The sequence below is a fragment of the Enterobacter cloacae complex sp. SHL021 genome (genome assembly GCF_049237765.1).
GTDB classification, from domain to species: Bacteria; Pseudomonadota; Gammaproteobacteria; order Enterobacterales; family Enterobacteriaceae; genus Enterobacter; species Enterobacter cloacae.
This window is the reverse complement of the sequence record NZ_JBMKJG010000006.1, coordinates 93061-112644: the sequence shown is the minus strand read 5'-3', so window position 1 is coordinate 112644 and position 19584 is coordinate 93061. Positions and strand designations below refer to the sequence as shown.

Here is a 19584-nt window from a genome sequence, read left to right as displayed (position 1 = left end):
TTACAACGTTTGCAGCAGGCTCGCTAACTGGCGATTGATCACCTGCTGGTTAAAATCTGCCTCGACTTTTTGTCGGGCATTGTGCAGCACGGGCTCCAGCGCCTGCTGGTCGATATCGCTAAACGCGGCCAGCCGATCGGCCAGGGCCATGGCGTTATTTTCGGGGACCAGCCAGCCGGAATGATCTGACTTGATCAGCTCCGGGATCCCGCTGTGCAGGGTCGATACCACCGGGATCCCCACCGCCATCGCCTCCATCAGCGCCACCGGTATGCCTTCCATGTCGCCATCGGCACCCGTAACGGACGGCAGCAGAAACACGTCGGCTTCATCGAGCATGGCCTTCACCTCGTGGCTCGGCTTAAAGCCCGGCATCTCCACGTGCGTTTCCAGCTCATACTGTTCAATAAGCGTGCGCAGACGACGCTCCCACGGGCCGATACCGAGAATGCGATAACGGAAATCCACCCCGCGCGCCTTTAGCTGGCGGCAGGCTTCTATCGCCACATGCAGCCCTTTTTTCTCGGTCAGTCGGGCAACAGAGATAATCTGCAGCGGTTTACCCGGCACCTTGACCGGACGGCGGGTAAAACGCGCCAAATCCACACCCATCCGCGAGACGGTGATTTTCTCGCCCGGGCAGCCCATCTTTTTGAGGCGTCCGGCCCACAGGTCGCTGATGGGCAGCATCATGTCGCCGCGCTGGAACAGCTGCTGATACTCCGGCGTGTAGTGGTTCAGCACTTCACGGCTGGAGATATCAATGCCGTGGAAGATCGTGGCGATCTTCCCGTCAATCACCCCCAGCTCGCGCAGTTTGGCTGCGGTCACCCCTGCCGGGCCAAAGTGGGCGATAAAGACATCAGCGCGGTACGGCTGCGCCGTTTGCCCACAGATGGCCGACAGGATCAAATTGCGCGACTCCGCGCCATAGCGGGAGATGTTCAGCGCTCGCCAGGTCGACGCGCGATGGAGCCCGCGTAAAGTCTGGCTGGCACGGTAGCGCAGCTTGTTCACTTTTCCGGATGGCTCATCCTGCAGCCAGCGGGTTTTCGCCTCCAGCCCATACTGGGTATACGCCGCATGGGTGTTTTGCGTATCGCCCTTTTGCAGGGCGATAATTTCCACGTCATATCCCATATCGATAAACGCGGTGATTTGATTGAGTACAAAGGTTTCAGACGACAGTGGAAATTTCAGTAAGAAGAAACCAACCTTCATTTCCCCTCCCGCACGCGGTCAAGCACCGACTTCACCATCCCCATTCCCTTTTCGCGCTCGGCTTTCACCGCCACGGTCAGGCGCTCATTCACGGCGGGCAGTTGCCCAAGGGTGTCGCCCACCATTGCGCCGAGCGAGCCATCCAGCAGATGACGGATATCCACGGCCATTTCCGGCATCCCCAGCTGCTGCATAATTCCGGCAGATTTGTGCTCATAGTTGATGGCAATGGCCGGCGTGCCAAAGTTCATCGAGATGATGGCAGAGTGCAGACGGGTACCCACGGTCAGGTCACAGGCTGAGAGCAGTTTGCCCATCTCCAGATCGTTCAGTTCGTCCATCACCACGTGATACCGGGACGGATCGTTCACCAGATGGCGCAGGTTAAGCGCCACCATGCGATCATCCTTGTTGTAACTATCGATACCGGTACAGGTGGAGAGCGCCAGCACCTGATAACCGCTGTCCAGCACGCGGTTAACGACCTCGGCAAAGGCCTTCTCGTAGGCGGCCTGAGTGGTGCCTAAACGCTTATCAAAAGGTGCCAGCTCGCGCAGGGTAATAGCGACGGTTTTCTGTTTCGCCGCCACGTCCAGCCAGTGCTGCACCGCGTAGCTCGGCTGGAAGCTGTCGTCCTGGTGATCCACCAGCCACGCGGTATCCACCCCGTGCTCGACTTTCGAGGTATCGATCTCGCTGCGCTTCATCATGTCGAGGCTGACTGACTCACGTAAAATCAGGGCATCGCAGTGGCCAAACACATAATTTGCCAGCTGGTTGAACTGAGGTTCCTGGAATGGCCCGACACTGTGACCAATCATAAACAGCGGCTTCTTCGCCATAAAGGTACAGAGGGCATGCTCAAACTGCGGCACGCCGTAGAGATCGACGAAGAACGAACCGCCCACCTGAATGATGGCGTCATAGCCTGAAAGCAGACGCACGAAATCGGTAAAGCCCTGCGCAATGGCGATGTTGCGCAGCTTGCCGGTGTCGGTTACGCGAGAAAGCAGCACCTGATGCTGGTAGCGGCGACGCAACACTTTCTTCACGCGGCCCATCACGCCCGCAGCGTTATTGTGCTGTTTCATCTGGCTGTAGAGCGGGTCGCCCATCACCGGGCGGTTCAGTAACCAGGATGAGCTGACCGGGTAACGGCTCATCACGTCCACTTCTGTCTCAGGCTTAAGGGTGTTAATTGCATCCAGTAAACCGCGCAGGATGGCGCTGTCGCCACGGTTGCCGCAGGTATGGTTGCCAAGAATTAATAATTTCATAATGGCCTCTTAAATAACTAGCCTGCGCGAAGCAGCGTTTTCATTTTTTCGTTACGGCAAAACTGGCGCTTCATCTCCACCACCAGCGCATTGCGTGACAGCACAATCATCACCCCAAACGCCAGCGCGCCCGCGGCAACCTGCACTGCCAGCAGCGCGGCCAGCGGCAAATGGCCCTTCAGGAGCACGCCCAGACCGTAGCTCACCACCAGGGTCGGCAAGGAGAGATAAAACGGCAGCCACAGGCTCAGGATGTACTGACGGTAGCTGGAGCCCAGCACTGGCTTGATCATGATGAAGTAGCTCAGCACGGTGTTGATGATTTGCACCAGCAGAAAGCCCAGCGTGACGCCAATGGCGCCCGCCATGTGTCCGCCGACGATAATTGCCGGAATAAACAGGAAGGTTTTAAATACGTTGAATTTAAAGCTGATATCCACGCGCGCTTTCGCCATCAGCAGGGAGCCAATCGGGTTACCCACGGAGCGCAGCAGCCCCACCACGCAGAGCAACTGCAGGATCGGGATGATGCTGTTCCACTTCTCGCCAAATACCAGCGGCACAAAGTTGCTCGACACCACCATCAGACCCAGCAGTACCGGGAAGTTAATAATGCCGACCACGGAGAGCAGCTTGTAGAAGTTGACGCGCAGCTTTTCAGTGTCGTCCTGAATTTTGGCGAACGCCGGGAACAACACGCGGGTGATAATCGGGTTGAGCTTCATCGGCGGGACGACCGCAACGTTGTAGGCCAGGTTATAACCCCCCGCGACGCTCGCCCCCAGAATGCGCGCCAGCACCAGCGTGGAAAGGTTGGTGTTGACGTAGTTGATGATGCTGTCGGCCGTCAGCCAGGCGCCAAAGCGCAGGTTCGAGGAGACGGACGCCAGGGAGAAATGCAGCCCCGGGCGGTAGATCTTGCGGCCAAAGTAACCGAACAGCAGCGTACGCACGGTAGAGTTCACCAGATACCCCAGAATGGCGGTCATGGCCAGCGGCCAGAAATGGGCGCTCACCACCGTGAAGGTAAAGCCCGCCAGCACGGCGCTGGTTTCAATCATGCCGATCTTGTTGAACTCCAGCTCTTTTTGCATCAGCGCGCGGAACTGCTGCCCGTGCGGGATCACCACAAAGGCAAACGACAGCGTGCGCATCAGCGGGGCCAGATCCGGGTTGTGCAGCACGCTGGCGATCACATCGCTCAGCAGGAACACCAGCACAAAAACAAACATCCCCAGCCCTACGTTCAGCCAGTAGAGCGTGGTCAGCTCCAGCTGGCTAATCTCTTTGCGCTGGATAATCGAGTTGGCGATACCAAAGTCAGACAGCGTGTCGGCCAGCGCGATAATCACCAGCGAGACGGTCAGCAGACCGAACTGATGATTATCGATAATGCGCGCCAGCACGGTCATCTGCACCAGCCCCAGGCCAATGATGACGATAGTCGCCATCGCTGACCACTTGGCGCCGCTGATGGTTTTTTCACGTAAGCTCATCTTAGTACGCCGCTTTGTTCACGAAACCTTTGAAGATGGTCAGAAAAACAATTTTGATATCGAACCAGAGGCTCCACTCACGGATGTACTCAAGGTCGAATTCAATACGTTTTTCCATTTTTTCCAGCGTGTCGGTTTCACCGCGCCAGCCGTTGATTTGCGCCCAGCCGGTAATGCCTGGCTTCACTTTATGGCGCAGCATGTAGCCTTCAATCAGCGAGCGGTACTGCTCGTTATGGGCAACCGCGTGCGGACGTGGCCCGACAATCGACATACCGCCGGTAAAGACGTTGATAAACTGCGGCAGCTCGTCCAGCGAGGTGCGGCGCAGGAAATTCCCCACGCGGGTCACGCGCGGATCGTTCTGCGTAGCCTGCGTCACCACTTTGTCGTTCTCCATCACCTTCATGGAGCGGAATTTCCACACCATGATCGGCTTACCGTCCATGCCGTAGCGCGTCTGACGGAAGATAACTGGCCCTGGAGAGCTCAGCTTCACCGCCAGGGCAATGCAGCACAGCACCGGGGAGATCAGCAGAAGGATCAGTGAAGAGAGCACAATGTCTTCCAGGCGTTTGAGAACACGGTTGATACCTGACAGCGGCGTGTCGTACAGCGGCACTACCGGTACACCGTTCACCTCTTCGATACGGGAATGGAGAATGTTGAAGGTAAAGACGTCCGGAATGAGGATCACGGAACAGGTGGTGTCCGCCAGGTCGCGCATCAGTTTCTTAATGCGGGACTCCTCTTTCATCTGCATGGCAATGTAGACGTTGTGAATTTTGCCCGCTTTCGCATCGTCAATAAGCTGGTCGTAGTTGCCCGCCCAGTCCGACGGCACGCCACCCGGTTTCGCGTCGTGGTAGATCCCAACCACTTCAAAACCTAACCACGGCTCTTTGCGGAAGCTATCAAGCAGCACCTGGCCCACCGGCAGATCGCCGGCAACGGCGACATAGCGGCGGTTGTAACCACGGTTACGCAACCAGCCCGCGCCAAAGCGGATCAGGGAGCGGCAAACCACCATGCCGACGCTGGTTAACAGATACCAGCACAGATACGTCACCAGACGATTATCAAAATCATGGCTGAACGCCACCAGGCCCGCGCTGAAGATCAGGCTTAAGGTCCAGTTCTGCAGCAACAGCATCAGTTCGGTGGTCATCTTGACGCCACGCCACGAACGATAGAAATCCGTCATCCCGCCGATCATCTGAAACACGACCAGCGCAATCAGTGCCATCAGCAGGTGCATGTATAAGAACGATTGCCCGCTGATCCAACACACCGCCCACAATCCGCCGACCATGATGGTGATATCAGAAAAACGCTGCACCATAGAGATTAACGATGCATTCGTTCTCGCTCGTTCGCGCTTTTTTAGATTCGTCATCGTTGTTCCTTTAGTTCAAAACCTTACCCCTCACCCTAACCCCCTCCCCACAGGGGAGAGGGAACTTGAACACCCTCTCCCCTGTGGGGAGAGGGCTGGGGTGAGGGGCAATGATTACTGATTCAACAGCGCCAGAATGTCCTTCGTTCGGGCTTCCATCAGCGCGGTGTCGGCGCGGGATTCCACGTTCAGGCGCACCACCGGCTCGGTATTGGACGAGCGCAGGTTAAAGCGCCACTGCGGGAACGCCATGCTGATACCGTCGGTACGGTCAATTTCCAGCGCGTGAATAGCAAAGTGCTGTTCCACGCGGGCAATGGCCTCAGCCGGCTGCGCCAGTTTGCTGTTGATCTCTCCACTTGCCGGGAAGGCCGCCATACGGTCGCGCACCAGCTCGCCCAGGGTCTGACCTTTCAGGCACAGCAGTTCGGTCACCAGCAGCCACGGGATCATCCCGCTGTCGCAGTAGGCAAAATCGCGGAAGTAGTGATGGGCGCTCATCTCGCCGCCGTAGATGGCGTCTTCTTCGCGCATACGCTCTTTAATAAACGCGTGACCGGTTTTGGACATCACCGGCGTACCGCCTGCCGCTGACACCACGTCAACGGTGTTCCAGGAGAGGCGCGGGTCATGAATGATCTTCGCCCCCGGATTTTTCTCGAGGAACGCTTCCGCCAGCAGGCCGACAATGTAATAGCCCTCGATGAACTGCCCTTTTTCGTCGAACAGGAAGCAGCGGTCGAAATCGCCGTCAAAGGCGATGCCCATATCCGCACCGTGTTCAATCACCGCATTGCGGGTGTCGTCGCGGCACTCTGGCAGCAGCGGGTTTGGGATACCGTTCGGGAAGTTGCCGTCCGGGGTGTTGTGTACCTTGACGAAGGTCACCGGCACGTTCAGCGCCTTAAAGCGGGCTTCCAGGGCATCCACCACCGGGCCCGCCGCGCCGTTGCCGGAGTTAATGACCAGCTTCAGCGGCTTAAGGTTTGCTACGTTGATGTAACCCAGCAGGTGGTCAATGTACTCTTTACGCAGATCGATCTGCTTGTAGCTGCCGCGTGCAGACTCGTTCACCGGCGGGAAGTCGTTGGCTTCCGCCAGACGCTGCACGTCGCGCAGGCCGGTATCACCGCTGATAGGGCGCGCACCCTTGCGCACCAGCTTCATACCGTTGTAATCCATCGGGTTATGGCTGGCCGTGACTTCAATCCCGCCGTCCACGCCCAGGTGGAAGGTGGCAAAATAGATCTCTTCGGTACCGGAAAGGCCGATATCCAGCACGTCCACGCCCGCGTCCTGCAGCCCTTTCGCCAGCGCCAGCTTCAGGGATTCGCTGGTCAGACGCACGTCGCCACCCAGTACGATAGTTTTCGGTTTCAGGTATTCGCCGTACGCGCGGCCGATGCGCCACGCAATGTCTTCATTCAGCTCTTCACCCAGCTTGCCGCGAATATCGTAGGCTTTAAAACAGGTTAACTTTTCCATCATGACCCCTTTTTCAGGCAACAGTTGGCCCGCCCAATTAACAGGCAAAATATTTTTTATTCATTCGTAGGCCCGGTAAGCACAGCGCCACCGGGCATGATGCGAAGTGGTTACACCCGACCGTAGCGGTCCTGGAAACGGACAATATCGTCCTCTTCCAGATACGCGCCGGAGCGCACTTCAATTAAATCAAGAGGTATCTTCCCTGGGTTTTCCAGACAGTGTGTCGCCCCCAGCGGAATATAAATTGACTCGTTTTCACCGAGCAGTTTCACTTCACCGTCGATGGTCACTTTGGCGGTACCCGCCACCACCACCCAGTGCTCGGCACGATGGTGATGCATCTGTACCGACAGGCCTTCGCCCGGCTTCACGGTAATGCGCTTCACCTGGTAACGTTCGCCCGCATCGATGGAGTCGTATTTGCCCCACGGGCGGTACACTTCGCGGTGAATATGGTGCTCGTGGCGACCGTCGGCTTTGATCTTCTCCACCACCTTTTTAACGTCCTGCACGGCGTTACGGTCGGCAATCAGCACGGCGTCTTTGGTCTGGACGACCACCAGATCCTTCACCCCCACCGTGGTCACGAGGCCGGATTCGGCGTAGACGTAGCTGTTCTCGGTTTTGTGGCTAATCACATCACCGTGATGGACGTTACCCTCCGGGGTATGGGCGCTGATCTCCCACAGGGAGGACCAGGAGCCAACATCGCTCCAGCCTGCATCCATCGGCACCACCACCGCATCCGCCGTGCGCTCCATCACCGCATAGTCAATGGACTCTTCCGGGCAGGCGAGGAAAGCGGCTTCGTCGACGCGAATAAAGTCGAGATCCGGATCCACCACGTTCATGGCTTTTTCGCAGGCGCTCAGGATATCCGGACGATACTTTTGCAGTTCTTCCAGATAGCGACCGGCGCGGAACAGGAACATACCGCTGTTCCAGTAGTATTCACCGCTGGCAACGTAGGCCTGCGCGGTTTCCAGATTCGGTTTCTCAACGAACTGCGCCACGTCAAACGCCACGCTGTCGCCTTCGCCCGGCGTCACGCTGCCGCGGCGGATATAGCCATAGCCGGTTTCTGGCAGATCCGGCACGATGCCGAAGGTCACCAGCTTGCCGCTTTCTGCGTAAGGAATGGCCGCCCGCACCGCGTCGCGGAACGCCTCTTCTTGCTGAATGACGTGGTCCGCCGCCAGGACCAGCATCAGCGGATCGCAATCCGGGCTGCTGCGTTTTGCCGCCAGCGCCGCCAGGGCAATGGCTGGGGCGGTATTTCGTCCGGCAGGCTCCAGAATGATGTTTTCTGTGAGTTTGTTCAGCTGGCGCAGCTGCTCGGCAACAATAAAGCGGTGCTGTTCGTTACAAATCACCACCGGGCTTTCACACTCCACACCCTGCAGACGGTTAACCGTCGTTTGCAGCATGGTGAGATCCCCTTTCAGGCAGAGGAACTGTTTTGGATAGAGCACGCGGGACAGCGGCCACAACCGGCTACCAGAGCCACCTGCCATCACAACCGGATACAACGTGGTTTGACTCATGATTTATCCCCGTATATCTGCAATAAATTGGCTCAGCACGTTCTCTTTCTCGAGCGTGCGTTCGGCATATTCACGTGCCACCGTGTTCACTTTTGGCATGGCGAGTGCCTGTTCAATTCCGGTCACCAGCGCCGGAACCGATTCCGGCTCCACGCAAACGGCGATCCCCGGGTAGCTGTCACACAGCTGGCCTAATTCGGTTTCGGCTTCTGCCGTGATCACAGCGTTCCCGCCCACGGCCAGAATGTTGGTCAGCTTGGACGGCAGCACCGCATCCGCCGCGCCGCGCTTTTGCACCACCAGATGGCAGTCACCCATCTTCAGCAGCGCAGGCAGCGCCTCGTAAGACTGAAGCGGGAAGAATTTCACGTTAGTCAGGCCGCGTTCACTGGCCATCTTCTCCAGACGCGCTTTTCCGCCGCCCTGACCGACAATCACAAACATCCACGGATGTTCGCTAAGCTGTTGAGCCGCCTCGATAACGTTCTCCAGCCCCTGCTTTTCGCCGATATTGCCTGAATAAAGAATGATTTTTTGGTCATCAGGCAAACCGAGCTCTGCGCGAAGCGCCTGCGCGTCGTGTTCTGTTACGTCACGGAAACGGGCCACTTCGGACCAGTTCGGGAAAAAGATCACCTTTTCCGGCGCGACGCCCTTCTCCTGCGCTTTGTTCATCATCGATCGCGAGATGGTGGAGACATAATCCACGTTATGCAGACCGCTGCGCTCAAAAGCGCTGGCGAGTTTCGCCACTTTGCCGCCCTTGCCTTTACCTGCCATCCCCAGGCCCAGCATGGCGTCGACTTCATAATCCTGAATGTGCAGCAACGTGCGCGCACCGGAGAGCTTGCCCAGCAGCCGCATGCCCGGCGTGCAGAACAGCGTCGGTACCACGCCGATGATGCGATCCGGCTTCCAGCGACGCTGCGCCATCAGCGGGAAGAAACTGCTCAGGGCAAAGCTGCCCAGATGAATTAAACGTTTCAGCGTCGAGGGCTGCTTCGGCACGTACAGCGGGCAACGCCAGACGGTCGCAGCGCCCTCTTCGCGGCGATAGCGCCAGCTGGAGTAGCGCTCGCCCACTTTCCATTCCGGGTAGTACGGCGGCGCGGTAATGACCCGCACGTCATGTCCCTGGCTCGCCATCCACTCGACCATCTCGCCGGTGTATTTCCCGATACCGGTCAATTCCGGCGAGTAGTTGATTCCATATACGAGGATCTTCATAGTCCCGGCACCTCAGACTGACGATCGGCCAGGAAATAGGCACGACTGTTGTCATGCACATTGTCGCTGGCCAGCAGCGCCTCTGGCGTCTGCCAGCGGTAGTCGTCGTGCTGAGAATCAGGCAGACGCAGGTCTGCCTCACTCACCTTCAGGCGGAACCCCAGCACGATGTAGTGCGTGGTGAAGCCGGTGCCTGAAAAGTTATCGTCATAGAAGTGCTGCCAGACCCCGTAAAACAGGCCTGCTGCCATCGGCAGTTGCAGGCCCAGTTCCGCCAGAGTGAGACGCTCAAACGCGTTTGCCAGCGTCTCATCCTTCTGCACGCGCCCGCCGGGCACGAACCAGAAGCCCTGAGCAGGACGATTGGTTCGTTTCCCCAGCAAGAACTCGCCGCGTTCGTTCTCCACGATCAAATCAATTGAGATGAGCGGAGTGGAGCGCACTACCGTGGCAAAATCTTCCTGACTTAAAAACATTGTTACCCCCGGAAGCGGTGCTGGTTTTCCAGGAACCACTGGTAGGTACTTGCCAGCCCTTGTTCCAGCGACACCTCGTGATACCAGCCCAGCTGATGCAGACGGGTGACGTCCAGCAGTTTGCGCGGCGTGCCGTCCGGCTTGGTGGCATCAAACACCACGCGGCCCTTGTAGCCCACCACCTGGGCGATGGTCTGCGCCAGCTCGCGAATGGTGCAATCCACGCCAGTGCCTACGTTGATGTGCGACAGCATCGGCTCGGTGTTCTCCTGCCACACCTCGCGATCCAGCTCCATCACGTGAATGCTGGCCGCGGCCATGTCATCCACGTGCAGGAATTCGCGCATCGGCGTGCCGCTGCCCCACACCACCACATCCGGTGCGTTCTCGGCGGTCGCCTCGTGGAAACGACGCAGCAGCGCCGGGATCACGTGCGAGTTGCTCGGGTGGAAGTTGTCGTGCGGCCCGTACAGGTTGGTCGGCATCACCGAGCGATAGTCACGGTTGTACTGACGGTTGTAGGACTCGCACAGCTTGATCCCGGCAATTTTGGCAATGGCGTACGGCTCGTTGGTTGCTTCCAGCGTCCCCTGCAGCAGTTCGCTCTCGGCGATCGGCTGTTTCGCCATTTTCGGGTAGATACAGGATGAGCCGAGGAACAACAGCTTGTTCACGTTGTGCAGATGTGCCGCGTGAATGATGTTGCTCTCAATCATCATGTTCTCGTAGATGAAATCTGCCGGGTAAGTGTTGTTAGCGACAATGCCGCCCACTTTTGCCGCTGCCAGATACACCTGATCGATACGTTCATTGGCAAAGAAGTCCTGTACCGCACGGCTATCGAGAAGATTCAGCTCGTCGCGGGTACGGACAACCACTTCCACGTCACCGCGCTGCTCCAGCTGGCGAACAATCGCGGAACCCACCATTCCGCGATGACCGGCGACAAAAATACGTTGTTTTGTCATTCTCAGGACTCCAGCGCGATGGCAACCTCGTAGCCATGAGATTTGAGCAGAGAGTGTTTTTTCGCTGCTTCAAGATCTTTGGCTACCATCTCAGAGACCATCTCCTGCAGAGTGGTTTCTGGTTTCCAGCCCAGTTTCTCGTGCGCTTTGGTTGGGTCGCCCAGCAGGGTTTCCACTTCCGCAGGACGGAAGTAACGCGGGTCAACCTGCACAATCACATCACCTGGTTTCACGCCCGGTGCGTCATGGCCGGTCACAGAGACAACGATCCCCTTCTCTTCCACGCCAGTGCCTTCGAAGCGCAGTTTGATACCCAGCTGTGCGGCAGCCATTTCCACGAATTGACGGACGGAGTACTGCACGCCGGTCGCAATCACGAAGTCTTCTGGCTGCTCCTGCTGCAGCATCATCCACTGCATCTTCACGTAGTCTTTGGCATGGCCCCAGTCACGCAGGGAGTCCATATTGCCGAGGTGCAGGCAGGATTCCAGACCCTGAGCGATGTTGGCGATAGCGCGGGTAATTTTACGGGTCACGAAGGTTTCGCCACGACGTGGGGATTCGTGGTTAAACAGAATGCCGTTACAGGCGTACATGCCGTAAGATTCACGGTAGTTTACGGTGATCCAGTAGGCATACAGTTTGGCTACCGCGTAAGGAGAACGTGGGTAGAACGGGGTGGTCTCTTTCTGCGGGATTTCCTGCACCAGACCGTACAGTTCAGAGGTGGATGCCTGGTAGAAACGGGTTTTTTTCTCAAGGCCGAGGAAACGAATCGCTTCCAGCAGACGCAGCGTACCCATGGCGTCAACGTCAGCGGTGTATTCCGGGGATTCGAAAGAAACCGCTACGTGGCTCATCGCGCCCAGGTTGTAAACTTCATCCGGCTGTACTTCCTGCAGGATGCGGGTCAGGTTGGAGGTATCGGTCAGGTCGCCGTAGTGCAGATGGAATTTCGGGTTCGCCGCATGCGGATCCTGGTAAATATGATCCACACGTTCCGTGTTGAAAGAAGAAGCACGACGCTTAATACCGTGAACTTCATAACCTTTTTCCAGCAGTAACTCTGCCAGGTAAGAACCATCCTGCCCGGTAACGCCGGTGATGAGAGCGACTTTAGACATGTTTATATTCCTCTACTTATGAATTTAATCAGTTTCAACGCGTTCGCGTATCACCACTGCGGGGTTGCCACGGCAAATTTTATTTGCCGGTAGCGATTTAAAAACGCTGCTGCGGGCACCAACTACCGTGCCATCGCCAACAGAAACACCAGGTGCAACAAATACATCTGTTGCCAGCCAGCATTTTTCGCCAATCACAATTGGCGAAGCGGTAATATCAAAATGCTGACTCATAAAATCGTGGCTGCCGGTACACAAATAACACTTCTGTGACACCACCGCGTTTGCACCAATCGTGATATCGCCAAGGGTATATAACACGGCGTCATCCCCTACCCAGGCGTAATCGCCAAGCGTTAATTTCCAGGGGTAAGTAATTTTTACCGATGGACGAATGACTACGTTTTTTCCGATTTTTGCGCCAAACAGACGCAATAAAAAGGCACGCCAGCGATACAGTATTTGCGGTGACCAGGCAAATAAGGTGGCCTGAACGGCCCACCATAACTGCACTTTAATTCCGTTCCCGCCCCGAAAACCTTTCGGCACGGTGAACCCGTTAAGATCCTGCATTACATTTCCTTATATTCAGGCTTTGTTATATAAGGTTTTCGTTTTACCCGTAGTGCGCAGGCGGAATAAATAAGACAATTCCGCCCAGAATGCAGGCACGCGTAATATCTTACGCTGTACGTTTTTTGCATCCTGGCACAATTCCAGATTATTCGAGGTGGATACACCGCCCATTGAAAATTCAGATACCAGCCCTTTAATTCGACGGAACGGGTAGCCTGATTTATACAGACTGGCGGCCAGGGCATAATCTGATGACACTTTATACTGCAGATCGTAAGGCTGTTTTTTCAGACCTTTTACCGGAAAGAAAATGGCCTGATGGCTGGCCGGTAAACTGTGATAGATATACCAGCCGGCTTTCGCGCTGCGGCAAATTTTATGCCCGTCGCCAAAATCGAGCAGCGCATCGCCAATATACATCGCGTCGTCTTTCTGGCGCGCCAGCTGACGGGCAAACTGGGCCACATCGTCATGGAACACATCGCCCGAGTTAAGGAAGATGGCATAACGGCCTTGCGCCATGTTAATGCCTTTGTTCATCGCATCGTAGATGCCTTTATCTTTCTCGCTTACGAAGCGTAAGTTGAACTCACCGTTGAGTTTTTCCAGAAACTCCGCCGTGCCATCGTTCGAGCCGCCATCGACCACGATCCACTCAAAGCTGAGACTCGGATCGCGCGCCAGGTTGCGCAGCGAGCGCCAGGTTTTTACCACCCCTTCGTAATTACGAAAGGCAACAGTAATGACGCTAAGAAACATAAATCACCTCATTTCGTCATACGTTCGTAATATTAAGCGCTTTGCGCAGAATAAACGGACAGACAATCAAGAAAGCATATTCCGGGCTAAATATTGACCCCGTAAAAAACAGCGACACTGGCGTAAACAGATAAAGCTGCACGCGAAAGTTCTGGTTATCCCCAAACGCGTTAATCATCATTTTGAAAACTTTAAACAGATACCAGAGCGTCAACAGTACGGCGAACCACGAAAAATAAATAATTAACAGATACAGGCCATTGTCTATGGTTTTACCGACATCCGCACCGTTAAAGATTCCGAATGATGCAACATATTCGTAAAGTGAGCCGAATCTTACTACACCGTCGATATGGGTTAAGGAATAACCCACCATCACCAGCGGCCCGATAATGCGATAATAGGACGATGAACCTTCCGTTCCCAAATCTCCCAGACGCTCTGAGATATACGGGAACGCAAATATCACGCCTACTAAAAATACCGTCAGGGAGATGATCGCCAGCGGCAGCTTTTTCTTAATCGCATCTTTGTTCAGGTACTGGAATGCCCACTCCAGGAGGTAAAACAGGATAAATGTCATGACCCCTGAGAACGAACCAGACAGAACGATTCCTGCAAGAATCATAGCATCGGTCTTAGGGGTTTTGATACCAAACTGTTTGATGCTGAGCCAAATTGAGATTAACGCCAGAGCGAAAAACGCCGGTTCAAAATAGAGGGCTGTCGTACGCTTACCGCCAAACTTAATGAAGTTCAGTACATAGCTGTTACTGTAAATGAGATATTTCGAAATCATCTCCATCAGGCTGCTACCACCGGTGAGAATAATTTGTGCCATTTCCAGTGCAGCAAGCATAACAATTAACGCAACGGCAATATAAAAGAGCCTGAGGATTTTCCGATAATTGTGCGGAGAAATAGTTTTAAAACGAATACTCCAGACCATGCCAATAATAATGACAATATAAACAAACAGCATGGTAGAGGTGACGTACTTGCTGGGATCCAGCGACTGGCCAAAGATGTAGTTAAACAGCGTCAGGCCAAAGCCCATCCCTAAGGCAATCATCAGCTTCTTGAGGTTGATTTTATCGACGTACAACAGAAGCAGAGCGGGCAAGAAGGTCACAATGGTTATCGGGAAGCTTTCGCCGAGCTGGGCAATTTTGACGTTGACCAGCAGATAGATCAGCGGTAGCAGCAGATAACTACAGACTCTGATAGAACGAGACATATTCCTCCAGCATCTGTTGTCCACTGTAGGCCTTGCGGCTGCGGTTGCGGAACGATTCCAGGTCAGTGCCAAAAACGGCCTGCGCAACCTGCGGCTTCGGCAGTTGCACCAGCGGCAGCACCTCCTGTTCCGCGAACGTTTTCCCGCCCGATTTTTCCAGCACTTCACGCGCCGCATCGCTGTGGGTGGCGATCACCGGCACGCCAATCGAGAGCGCTTCGCAGAGGATCAGCGGGTAGTTATCGACGCGCGAGCTGAACACCAGCGCATCCATCCCGTTGAGGGCGCTCATCAGCTTGCGCTTATCCGTTTCAAACCCATGATTCACCACGTTAGCGCCATCGAACGGCGAGAATTTGCCGAAGGTATGCAGTTCAATTTTGTCACCCAGCGCCATCATGTCGCGCACCAGCTGCTGGTTGGTTTTGCCGTCGTAACGCAGGTCATGCGCGACGATTGCAATTTTCGGTTTGCCTGCGGTTTCCGCAACCGGGGTCAACTCGGCCAGAATCGCTTCCGTCGCCACGTCGATCCCGTTGTTGATGATCTGACACCGCCCTGCCCCATACAGACTGTTAAAAGCATCGGCCACATGCTGGCTGGGGGAGATAAACGTGCAGCCGAGCGACAGCATATCGCGGAACTGCTGACGTTTTCCGTCCACCAGCTGGTGAGCGCGATCCACTTTCACCGGCGGGTAATTGGTTAATGTCGGGCACTTCTGGCAGGCGTTTTTCCAGCCTTCACAGCCGTCGGTGAACGCACAGCGCCCGGTCACGCTCCAGTGGTCGTGCAGCGTCCAGATGAAGCGGGTATCCGGCTTGTGAGCCTGTACCTTCTGGCAAAACGTCACCACCTCTTGCAGATTCAGCCAGTAGCTGTGCAGCACGTGAAAATGGAGCACAACCGGGCCGGAAGTGCGCGTGACCGTACGATAGAGGTTGTTCAGGTTGCCAAACAGATCGCGGTTAAACAGACGAAACAGCGCAATGTTGGCGACAGACGTCAGACGTGGCGTCTGCTTGTGCACCTGCGGATAGCTATCGTGGCTGACGCTTTTCTTACCGCCTTTGCCATAGCCGTAGATAAAACGAGACTGAAGCCCTTTTTGCAGCGCACGCTGGTGCAGATCCAGCGCCACGCCAGCCGCCCCGCCCTCGGCGAGACGGACGTTAAATTGCAGAATGTTCATTTGATCACCTTCACGCGGGCTTTTTCGCCCACTACCAGCGCGTTATCCGGAATGCTGTCCAGCACCACGCTGCCTGCACCAATCGTGACGTTGTTACCAATGGTAATGTCGCCAATGATCACCACGTTCGCCCCCAGCTCGACGTTGTTGCCGATGACCGGGCAGGCCAGGCTCTCCGGCCCCCGGTTGCCGATGGTGACCGCATGACGAATAGTGAAATCATCCCCGGCGACCACGAACTTATTGATGACCACCGCATAGCCGTGGTGAATGGTAAAGCGGCGGCCGATGGTGGCCGCAGCCTGAATTTCATAGCCAAAAATGCATTCGGTGATAATCCGGTACAGCACCAGAACCGGTGCCGCCCAGAGGTTGTTCAGAACATTTTTCTTACGCCACACCGAGCAGAAATGCGCGATGCGGTACGCCAGAACCATGCAGCACGGGCGCAGGCTCCAGCTGTTAGCGCGGCAATCTTCCAGAAACATTATTTCCCCCGCAGTCCATCAGCCAGTCGCTTGCCGTTGCGCACGGAAAACAGCGTCAGCAAGGTACGCCAGGTCATCCGCTTATTGCGGATCTGATAGAGGGTAAAGAGCTGGTACTTCCGGCTGGCACGGTCAAACTTATCCTTGTGCTTGCGGTAGAAATGGAAGTAACCCGAGAATTTTTTTGGTGAGGAGGTGATTTGCATCTCCCCGTGGTTGATGTGCAGGATCTGCGTGGCCTCTTCCACCTTCCACGGCTCGCCATACTCCACCACCATTCGCAGGAAGATGTCGTAATCCTGCGCGGCCTTCAGTTCGGTATCGAACAGGCACTCTTTAAAGCGCCACGCCCAGGTGAACACCTGATTGCCGATGATGTTGCGCTTGTAGAAGAGGCGGCGAGAGTATGGTGATTTCGGGTACAGCGGCAGGCTGGCAGGCTGCGAGTAAACCTCGCCCTGACAGACATAGTCGTTGGCATACAGGAAAGCGTGGGTGACCAGTTGTTCCTTGTGCGACAGGAAAATGGACAGCCGGTTTGGTGTCCACTCGTCATCGTCGTCGATGCCGGTCAGATACTGCCCTTTGGCCTGCATAATTGCCTGATTACGCACCGCACACGCCCCGGAGTTGATCGCGTTATGGGTATAGCTGACACGCGGGTCATTGAGGTCAGTGACAAACTTTTGCAGCTGCTCATACGAAGAGGAACAGTCATCAACAATGATCAGCTCCCAGTTATCGTAATCCTGGCGCAGCACCGATTTGATTGCACGGATCGCCAGCTGCTGACGATTCCATGTCGGCATATAAATAGAAACTAAAGGGCGTTGTGTGGTCATAGTCTTCCCCTGATCCCTCACCCCGCCTCTCTCCCAAAGGGAGAGGGAGAATAGCTGCACCGGGCAGTTCCCTCTCCCCTCGGGAGAGGGTTAGGGTGAGGGGGATTGTTATTTGCTGTCAGACTTATATTCGTACTCGTAATACCCGTAATCCTGGTACCCGGTCGCACGGCGGAAGATGGAGTTCAGGATCACCCCTTTCACCTCAATGCCATTCTGCTCGAAGCGGCTCAGGCTGGTTTCCACTTCCTTCAGGGTGTTCACCGCATAGCGCGCCACCATCAGCGTGGTTCCCGCCAGGCGACCGACCACGGCCGCATCGGTCACGGCCAGAATTGGTGGTGTATCGATCAGCACCAGGTCATAGTTTTTGCTCGCCCACTCCACCAGCTCGGCAAAGCGGTCGCTCATCAACAGTTCGGATGGGTTTGGCGGCACCTGACCACGTGGGATGAGGTCAAATTTCGGGATGCTGGTCGGTTTTGCGCTCTGGCTAATCTCACCCTTGCCAAGCAGGATTTCCGACAGGCCGTTAACGTTATTGGTCCCCAGCAGCTCGTGGGTATAGCCCTTACGCATATCGCAGTCGATCAGCAGTACCCGTTTATTGGTCTGGCTGACCACCGCCGCCAGGTTGGCACAGACAAAGGTCTTACCTATCGACGGGCTGACACCGGTTAACATCAGTACGTTGTTTTTGGCCTGCATCATGGCGAAGTGGAGACTGGTACGCAGGCTGCGCACCGCTTCAATTGCCAGGTCCGTCGGGTTACCCACTGCCAGCAGCTGGCTCTGTTTGTAACGCTTGACGCCTTTGACGCTTTTGACCCGGTCATGCGATTTCTGCCATTCGGAGAGCGGGATACTGGCGTAAACGTTGATACCATTCTCTTCCAGCACCTGCGGGCTTTCGATACCGCGGTTGAACAGCGAACGCAGCAGCACACCAACAATGGAGAGCATCAGGCCGAGGATAATGCTGCCGAGGATAATCAGCGCTTTCTTCGGCTTCAGTACGCCAGGCTGGGTAATGGCCGGGTCAACAATACGCACGTCGCCGACGGTACTGGCTTCGGTAATCTTCAGCTCCTGCTGTTTGTTCAGCAGTTGCATATAGACCTGCTGGCCGGATTCCACGTCGCGGGTCAGACGCACAATTTCCTGCTGCGTTTTTGGCATCGCGGTGACGCGGTCATTAAGCTTCGCTTTTTCCTCTTCGAGGGTGCGACGTTTTTCCAGCAGCGTGCGATAGGCCGGGTGACGTTTGGTGTAGAGCTTAGAAATTTCCGCCTCTTTGAAGGTCAACTCATTAAGCTGCGCATCAATGTTGACCATCGAATCGAGCACCGATTTCGCTTCCAGCGGCAGATCGACGGAATCTTTATCCTGACGAAACGCGTTCAGTTTGTTCTCTGCATCATCCAGACGTGCTCGTACTTCCGGGAGCTGTTTGGCGAGGAAGGCCAGGCTTTTCGCCGCTTCAGCCGACTTGCGTTCGACGTTCTGCTCAAGGTAGTTGCGGGTAATGCTGTTGAGAATTTCGCGGATTTGATCCTTATCTTCACCGGTAAAGGTCATGCTCAGGACACCCGTGTCCTTGCCATTTTCGGTGACCGTCAGGTTGTTTTGCAGATTGTTGATCATCCCCAGGGTGGAGAATTTGGTGACGGTAAACTCGCTGCCTTCCTGCGCCTGAATAGCGCTCACCTTCATGCTGACGCCATCTTTTGTCAGCATTTGCCCCACTTCACCGCGCGCGCTGAAGCCTGCGTCGCTGGTCAGCTGATACTGCTTCGGCCCTAGCACGGTCAGGGTAAAGGTTTGATCCGCGCTCCCTTTCGGCAGCACAAAGTCGGTAACTTTTACCGTGTCGTTGCTGTGCCCGGTCAGGCGATCCCAGCCGGCACCAAATATCGGGAAGGTATTTTTGGTGACGGAGATATCAAGCCCCAGATCGTGAACCGTTTTACCCAGCACCAGACGCGACTGGATCAGCTGAATTTCGGCCTCGGAGGCAGGCGGTTTGTTCGCCAGGGCAGAGCCAATATCCTGCACCAGCGAGTTGCCGGTGTTCTGCTCAATCTGCACCAGCGCATCGGCGCTATAGATGGGTGTCGCAAACAGCGTATAGACGATCGCCGCGGCGGCAAACACGGCGGTGATCCCAAGTACCCACCACTTCGCCTCTATGACGGTGCCGACCAGGCGACCAATATCGATTTCATCACTGCCCGAAATCGGGGCGGCAGAAGGTTTTGTTTTTTCTGTCATTG

17 protein-coding genes are annotated in these 19584 nt (G+C 55.7%); all 17 read right to left on the bottom strand.

Going from position 1 to position 19584, the window contains the following annotated elements; all coding sequences use genetic code 11:
- Window positions 1-1221, bottom strand: a complete 1221-nt coding sequence (wcaL, locus tag ACOTZF_RS07810) for a colanic acid biosynthesis glycosyltransferase WcaL (RefSeq protein ID WP_020690194.1) — start codon at window positions 1219-1221, stop codon at window positions 1-3.
- A complete protein-coding gene (gene wcaK, locus ACOTZF_RS07805) occupies window positions 1218-2498 on the bottom strand; it encodes a colanic acid biosynthesis pyruvyl transferase WcaK (RefSeq protein WP_058683803.1) in 1281 nt (426 codons plus the stop codon). Before wcaK ends, wcaL begins: the two co-directional genes overlap by 4 nt.
- Before the next feature lie 17 nt (window positions 2499-2515).
- Window positions 2516-3994 carry a colanic acid undecaprenyl disphosphate flippase WzxC gene (gene wzxC / locus ACOTZF_RS07800; protein ID WP_045294482.1) on the bottom strand — a complete coding sequence of 493 codons (1479 nt, stop codon included), beginning with the start codon at window positions 3992-3994 and terminating at the stop codon, window positions 2516-2518.
- Window position 3995: 1 nt separating this feature from the next.
- A complete protein-coding gene (gene wcaJ, locus ACOTZF_RS07795) occupies window positions 3996-5390 on the bottom strand; it encodes an undecaprenyl-phosphate glucose phosphotransferase (protein ID WP_014832616.1) in 1395 nt (464 codons plus the stop codon).
- Window positions 5391-5504: 114 nt separating this feature from the next.
- Window positions 5505-6875, bottom strand: a complete 1371-nt coding sequence (gene cpsG, locus ACOTZF_RS07790) for a colanic acid biosynthesis phosphomannomutase CpsG (protein WP_013097871.1) — start codon at window positions 6873-6875, stop codon at window positions 5505-5507.
- 110 nt (window positions 6876-6985) lie between these two features.
- Window positions 6986-8422, bottom strand: a complete 1437-nt coding sequence (cpsB, locus tag ACOTZF_RS07785; protein WP_000084309.1) for a mannose-1-phosphate guanyltransferase — start codon at window positions 8420-8422, stop codon at window positions 6986-6988.
- Window positions 8423-8425: 3 nt separating this feature from the next.
- Window positions 8426-9649 carry a colanic acid biosynthesis fucosyltransferase WcaI gene (gene wcaI, locus ACOTZF_RS07780; RefSeq protein WP_013097872.1) on the bottom strand — a complete coding sequence of 408 codons (1224 nt, stop codon included), beginning with the start codon at window positions 9647-9649 and terminating at the stop codon, window positions 8426-8428.
- Window positions 9646-10125, bottom strand: coding sequence for a GDP-mannose mannosyl hydrolase (locus tag ACOTZF_RS07775; RefSeq protein ID WP_129318046.1), 480 nt, complete (start codon window positions 10123-10125; stop codon window positions 9646-9648). The genes wcaI and ACOTZF_RS07775 overlap by 4 nt, the downstream gene beginning before the upstream one ends.
- A gap of 2 nt (window positions 10126-10127) precedes the next feature.
- Window positions 10128-11093 (bottom strand): GDP-L-fucose synthase, encoded by a 966-nt coding sequence (fcl, locus tag ACOTZF_RS07770; RefSeq protein ID WP_013097874.1) that lies wholly within the window; start codon window positions 11091-11093, stop codon window positions 10128-10130.
- A gap of 2 nt (window positions 11094-11095) precedes the next feature.
- A complete protein-coding gene (gene gmd / locus ACOTZF_RS07765; RefSeq protein ID WP_003863514.1) occupies window positions 11096-12217 on the bottom strand; it encodes a GDP-mannose 4,6-dehydratase in 1122 nt (373 codons plus the stop codon).
- A gap of 24 nt (window positions 12218-12241) precedes the next feature.
- The gene (wcaF, locus tag ACOTZF_RS07760) at window positions 12242-12790 is read right to left on the bottom strand and encodes a colanic acid biosynthesis acetyltransferase WcaF (protein ID WP_013097875.1); all 549 of its coding nucleotides are present in this window, start codon (window positions 12788-12790) and stop codon (window positions 12242-12244) included.
- A gap of 15 nt (window positions 12791-12805) precedes the next feature.
- The gene (wcaE, locus tag ACOTZF_RS07755) at window positions 12806-13552 is read right to left on the bottom strand and encodes a colanic acid biosynthesis glycosyltransferase WcaE (protein WP_129318045.1); all 747 of its coding nucleotides are present in this window, start codon (window positions 13550-13552) and stop codon (window positions 12806-12808) included.
- A 16-nt stretch (window positions 13553-13568) separates the two neighbouring features.
- Entirely contained in the window at window positions 13569-14789 is a 1221-nt protein-coding gene (gene wcaD, locus ACOTZF_RS07750; RefSeq protein WP_023622452.1) for a colanic acid polymerase WcaD, read from the bottom strand.
- A complete protein-coding gene (wcaC, locus tag ACOTZF_RS07745) occupies window positions 14764-15981 on the bottom strand; it encodes a colanic acid biosynthesis glycosyltransferase WcaC (protein WP_129318044.1) in 1218 nt (405 codons plus the stop codon). The genes wcaD and wcaC overlap by 26 nt, the downstream gene beginning before the upstream one ends.
- Window positions 15978-16469: a colanic acid biosynthesis acetyltransferase WcaB gene (wcaB, locus tag ACOTZF_RS07740; RefSeq protein WP_013097879.1), complete on the bottom strand. Its 492-nt coding sequence runs from the start codon at window positions 16467-16469 to the stop codon at window positions 15978-15980. Before wcaB ends, wcaC begins: the two co-directional genes overlap by 4 nt.
- Entirely contained in the window at window positions 16469-17311 is an 843-nt protein-coding gene (gene wcaA, locus ACOTZF_RS07735) for a colanic acid biosynthesis glycosyltransferase WcaA (RefSeq protein WP_013097880.1), read from the bottom strand. The genes wcaB and wcaA overlap by 1 nt, the downstream gene beginning before the upstream one ends.
- Before the next feature lie 108 nt (window positions 17312-17419).
- Window positions 17420-19582 (bottom strand): tyrosine-protein kinase Wzc, encoded by a 2163-nt coding sequence (wzc, locus tag ACOTZF_RS07730; RefSeq protein ID WP_047023873.1) that lies wholly within the window; start codon window positions 19580-19582, stop codon window positions 17420-17422.
- Between the last annotated feature and the right edge of the window lie 2 nt (window positions 19583-19584).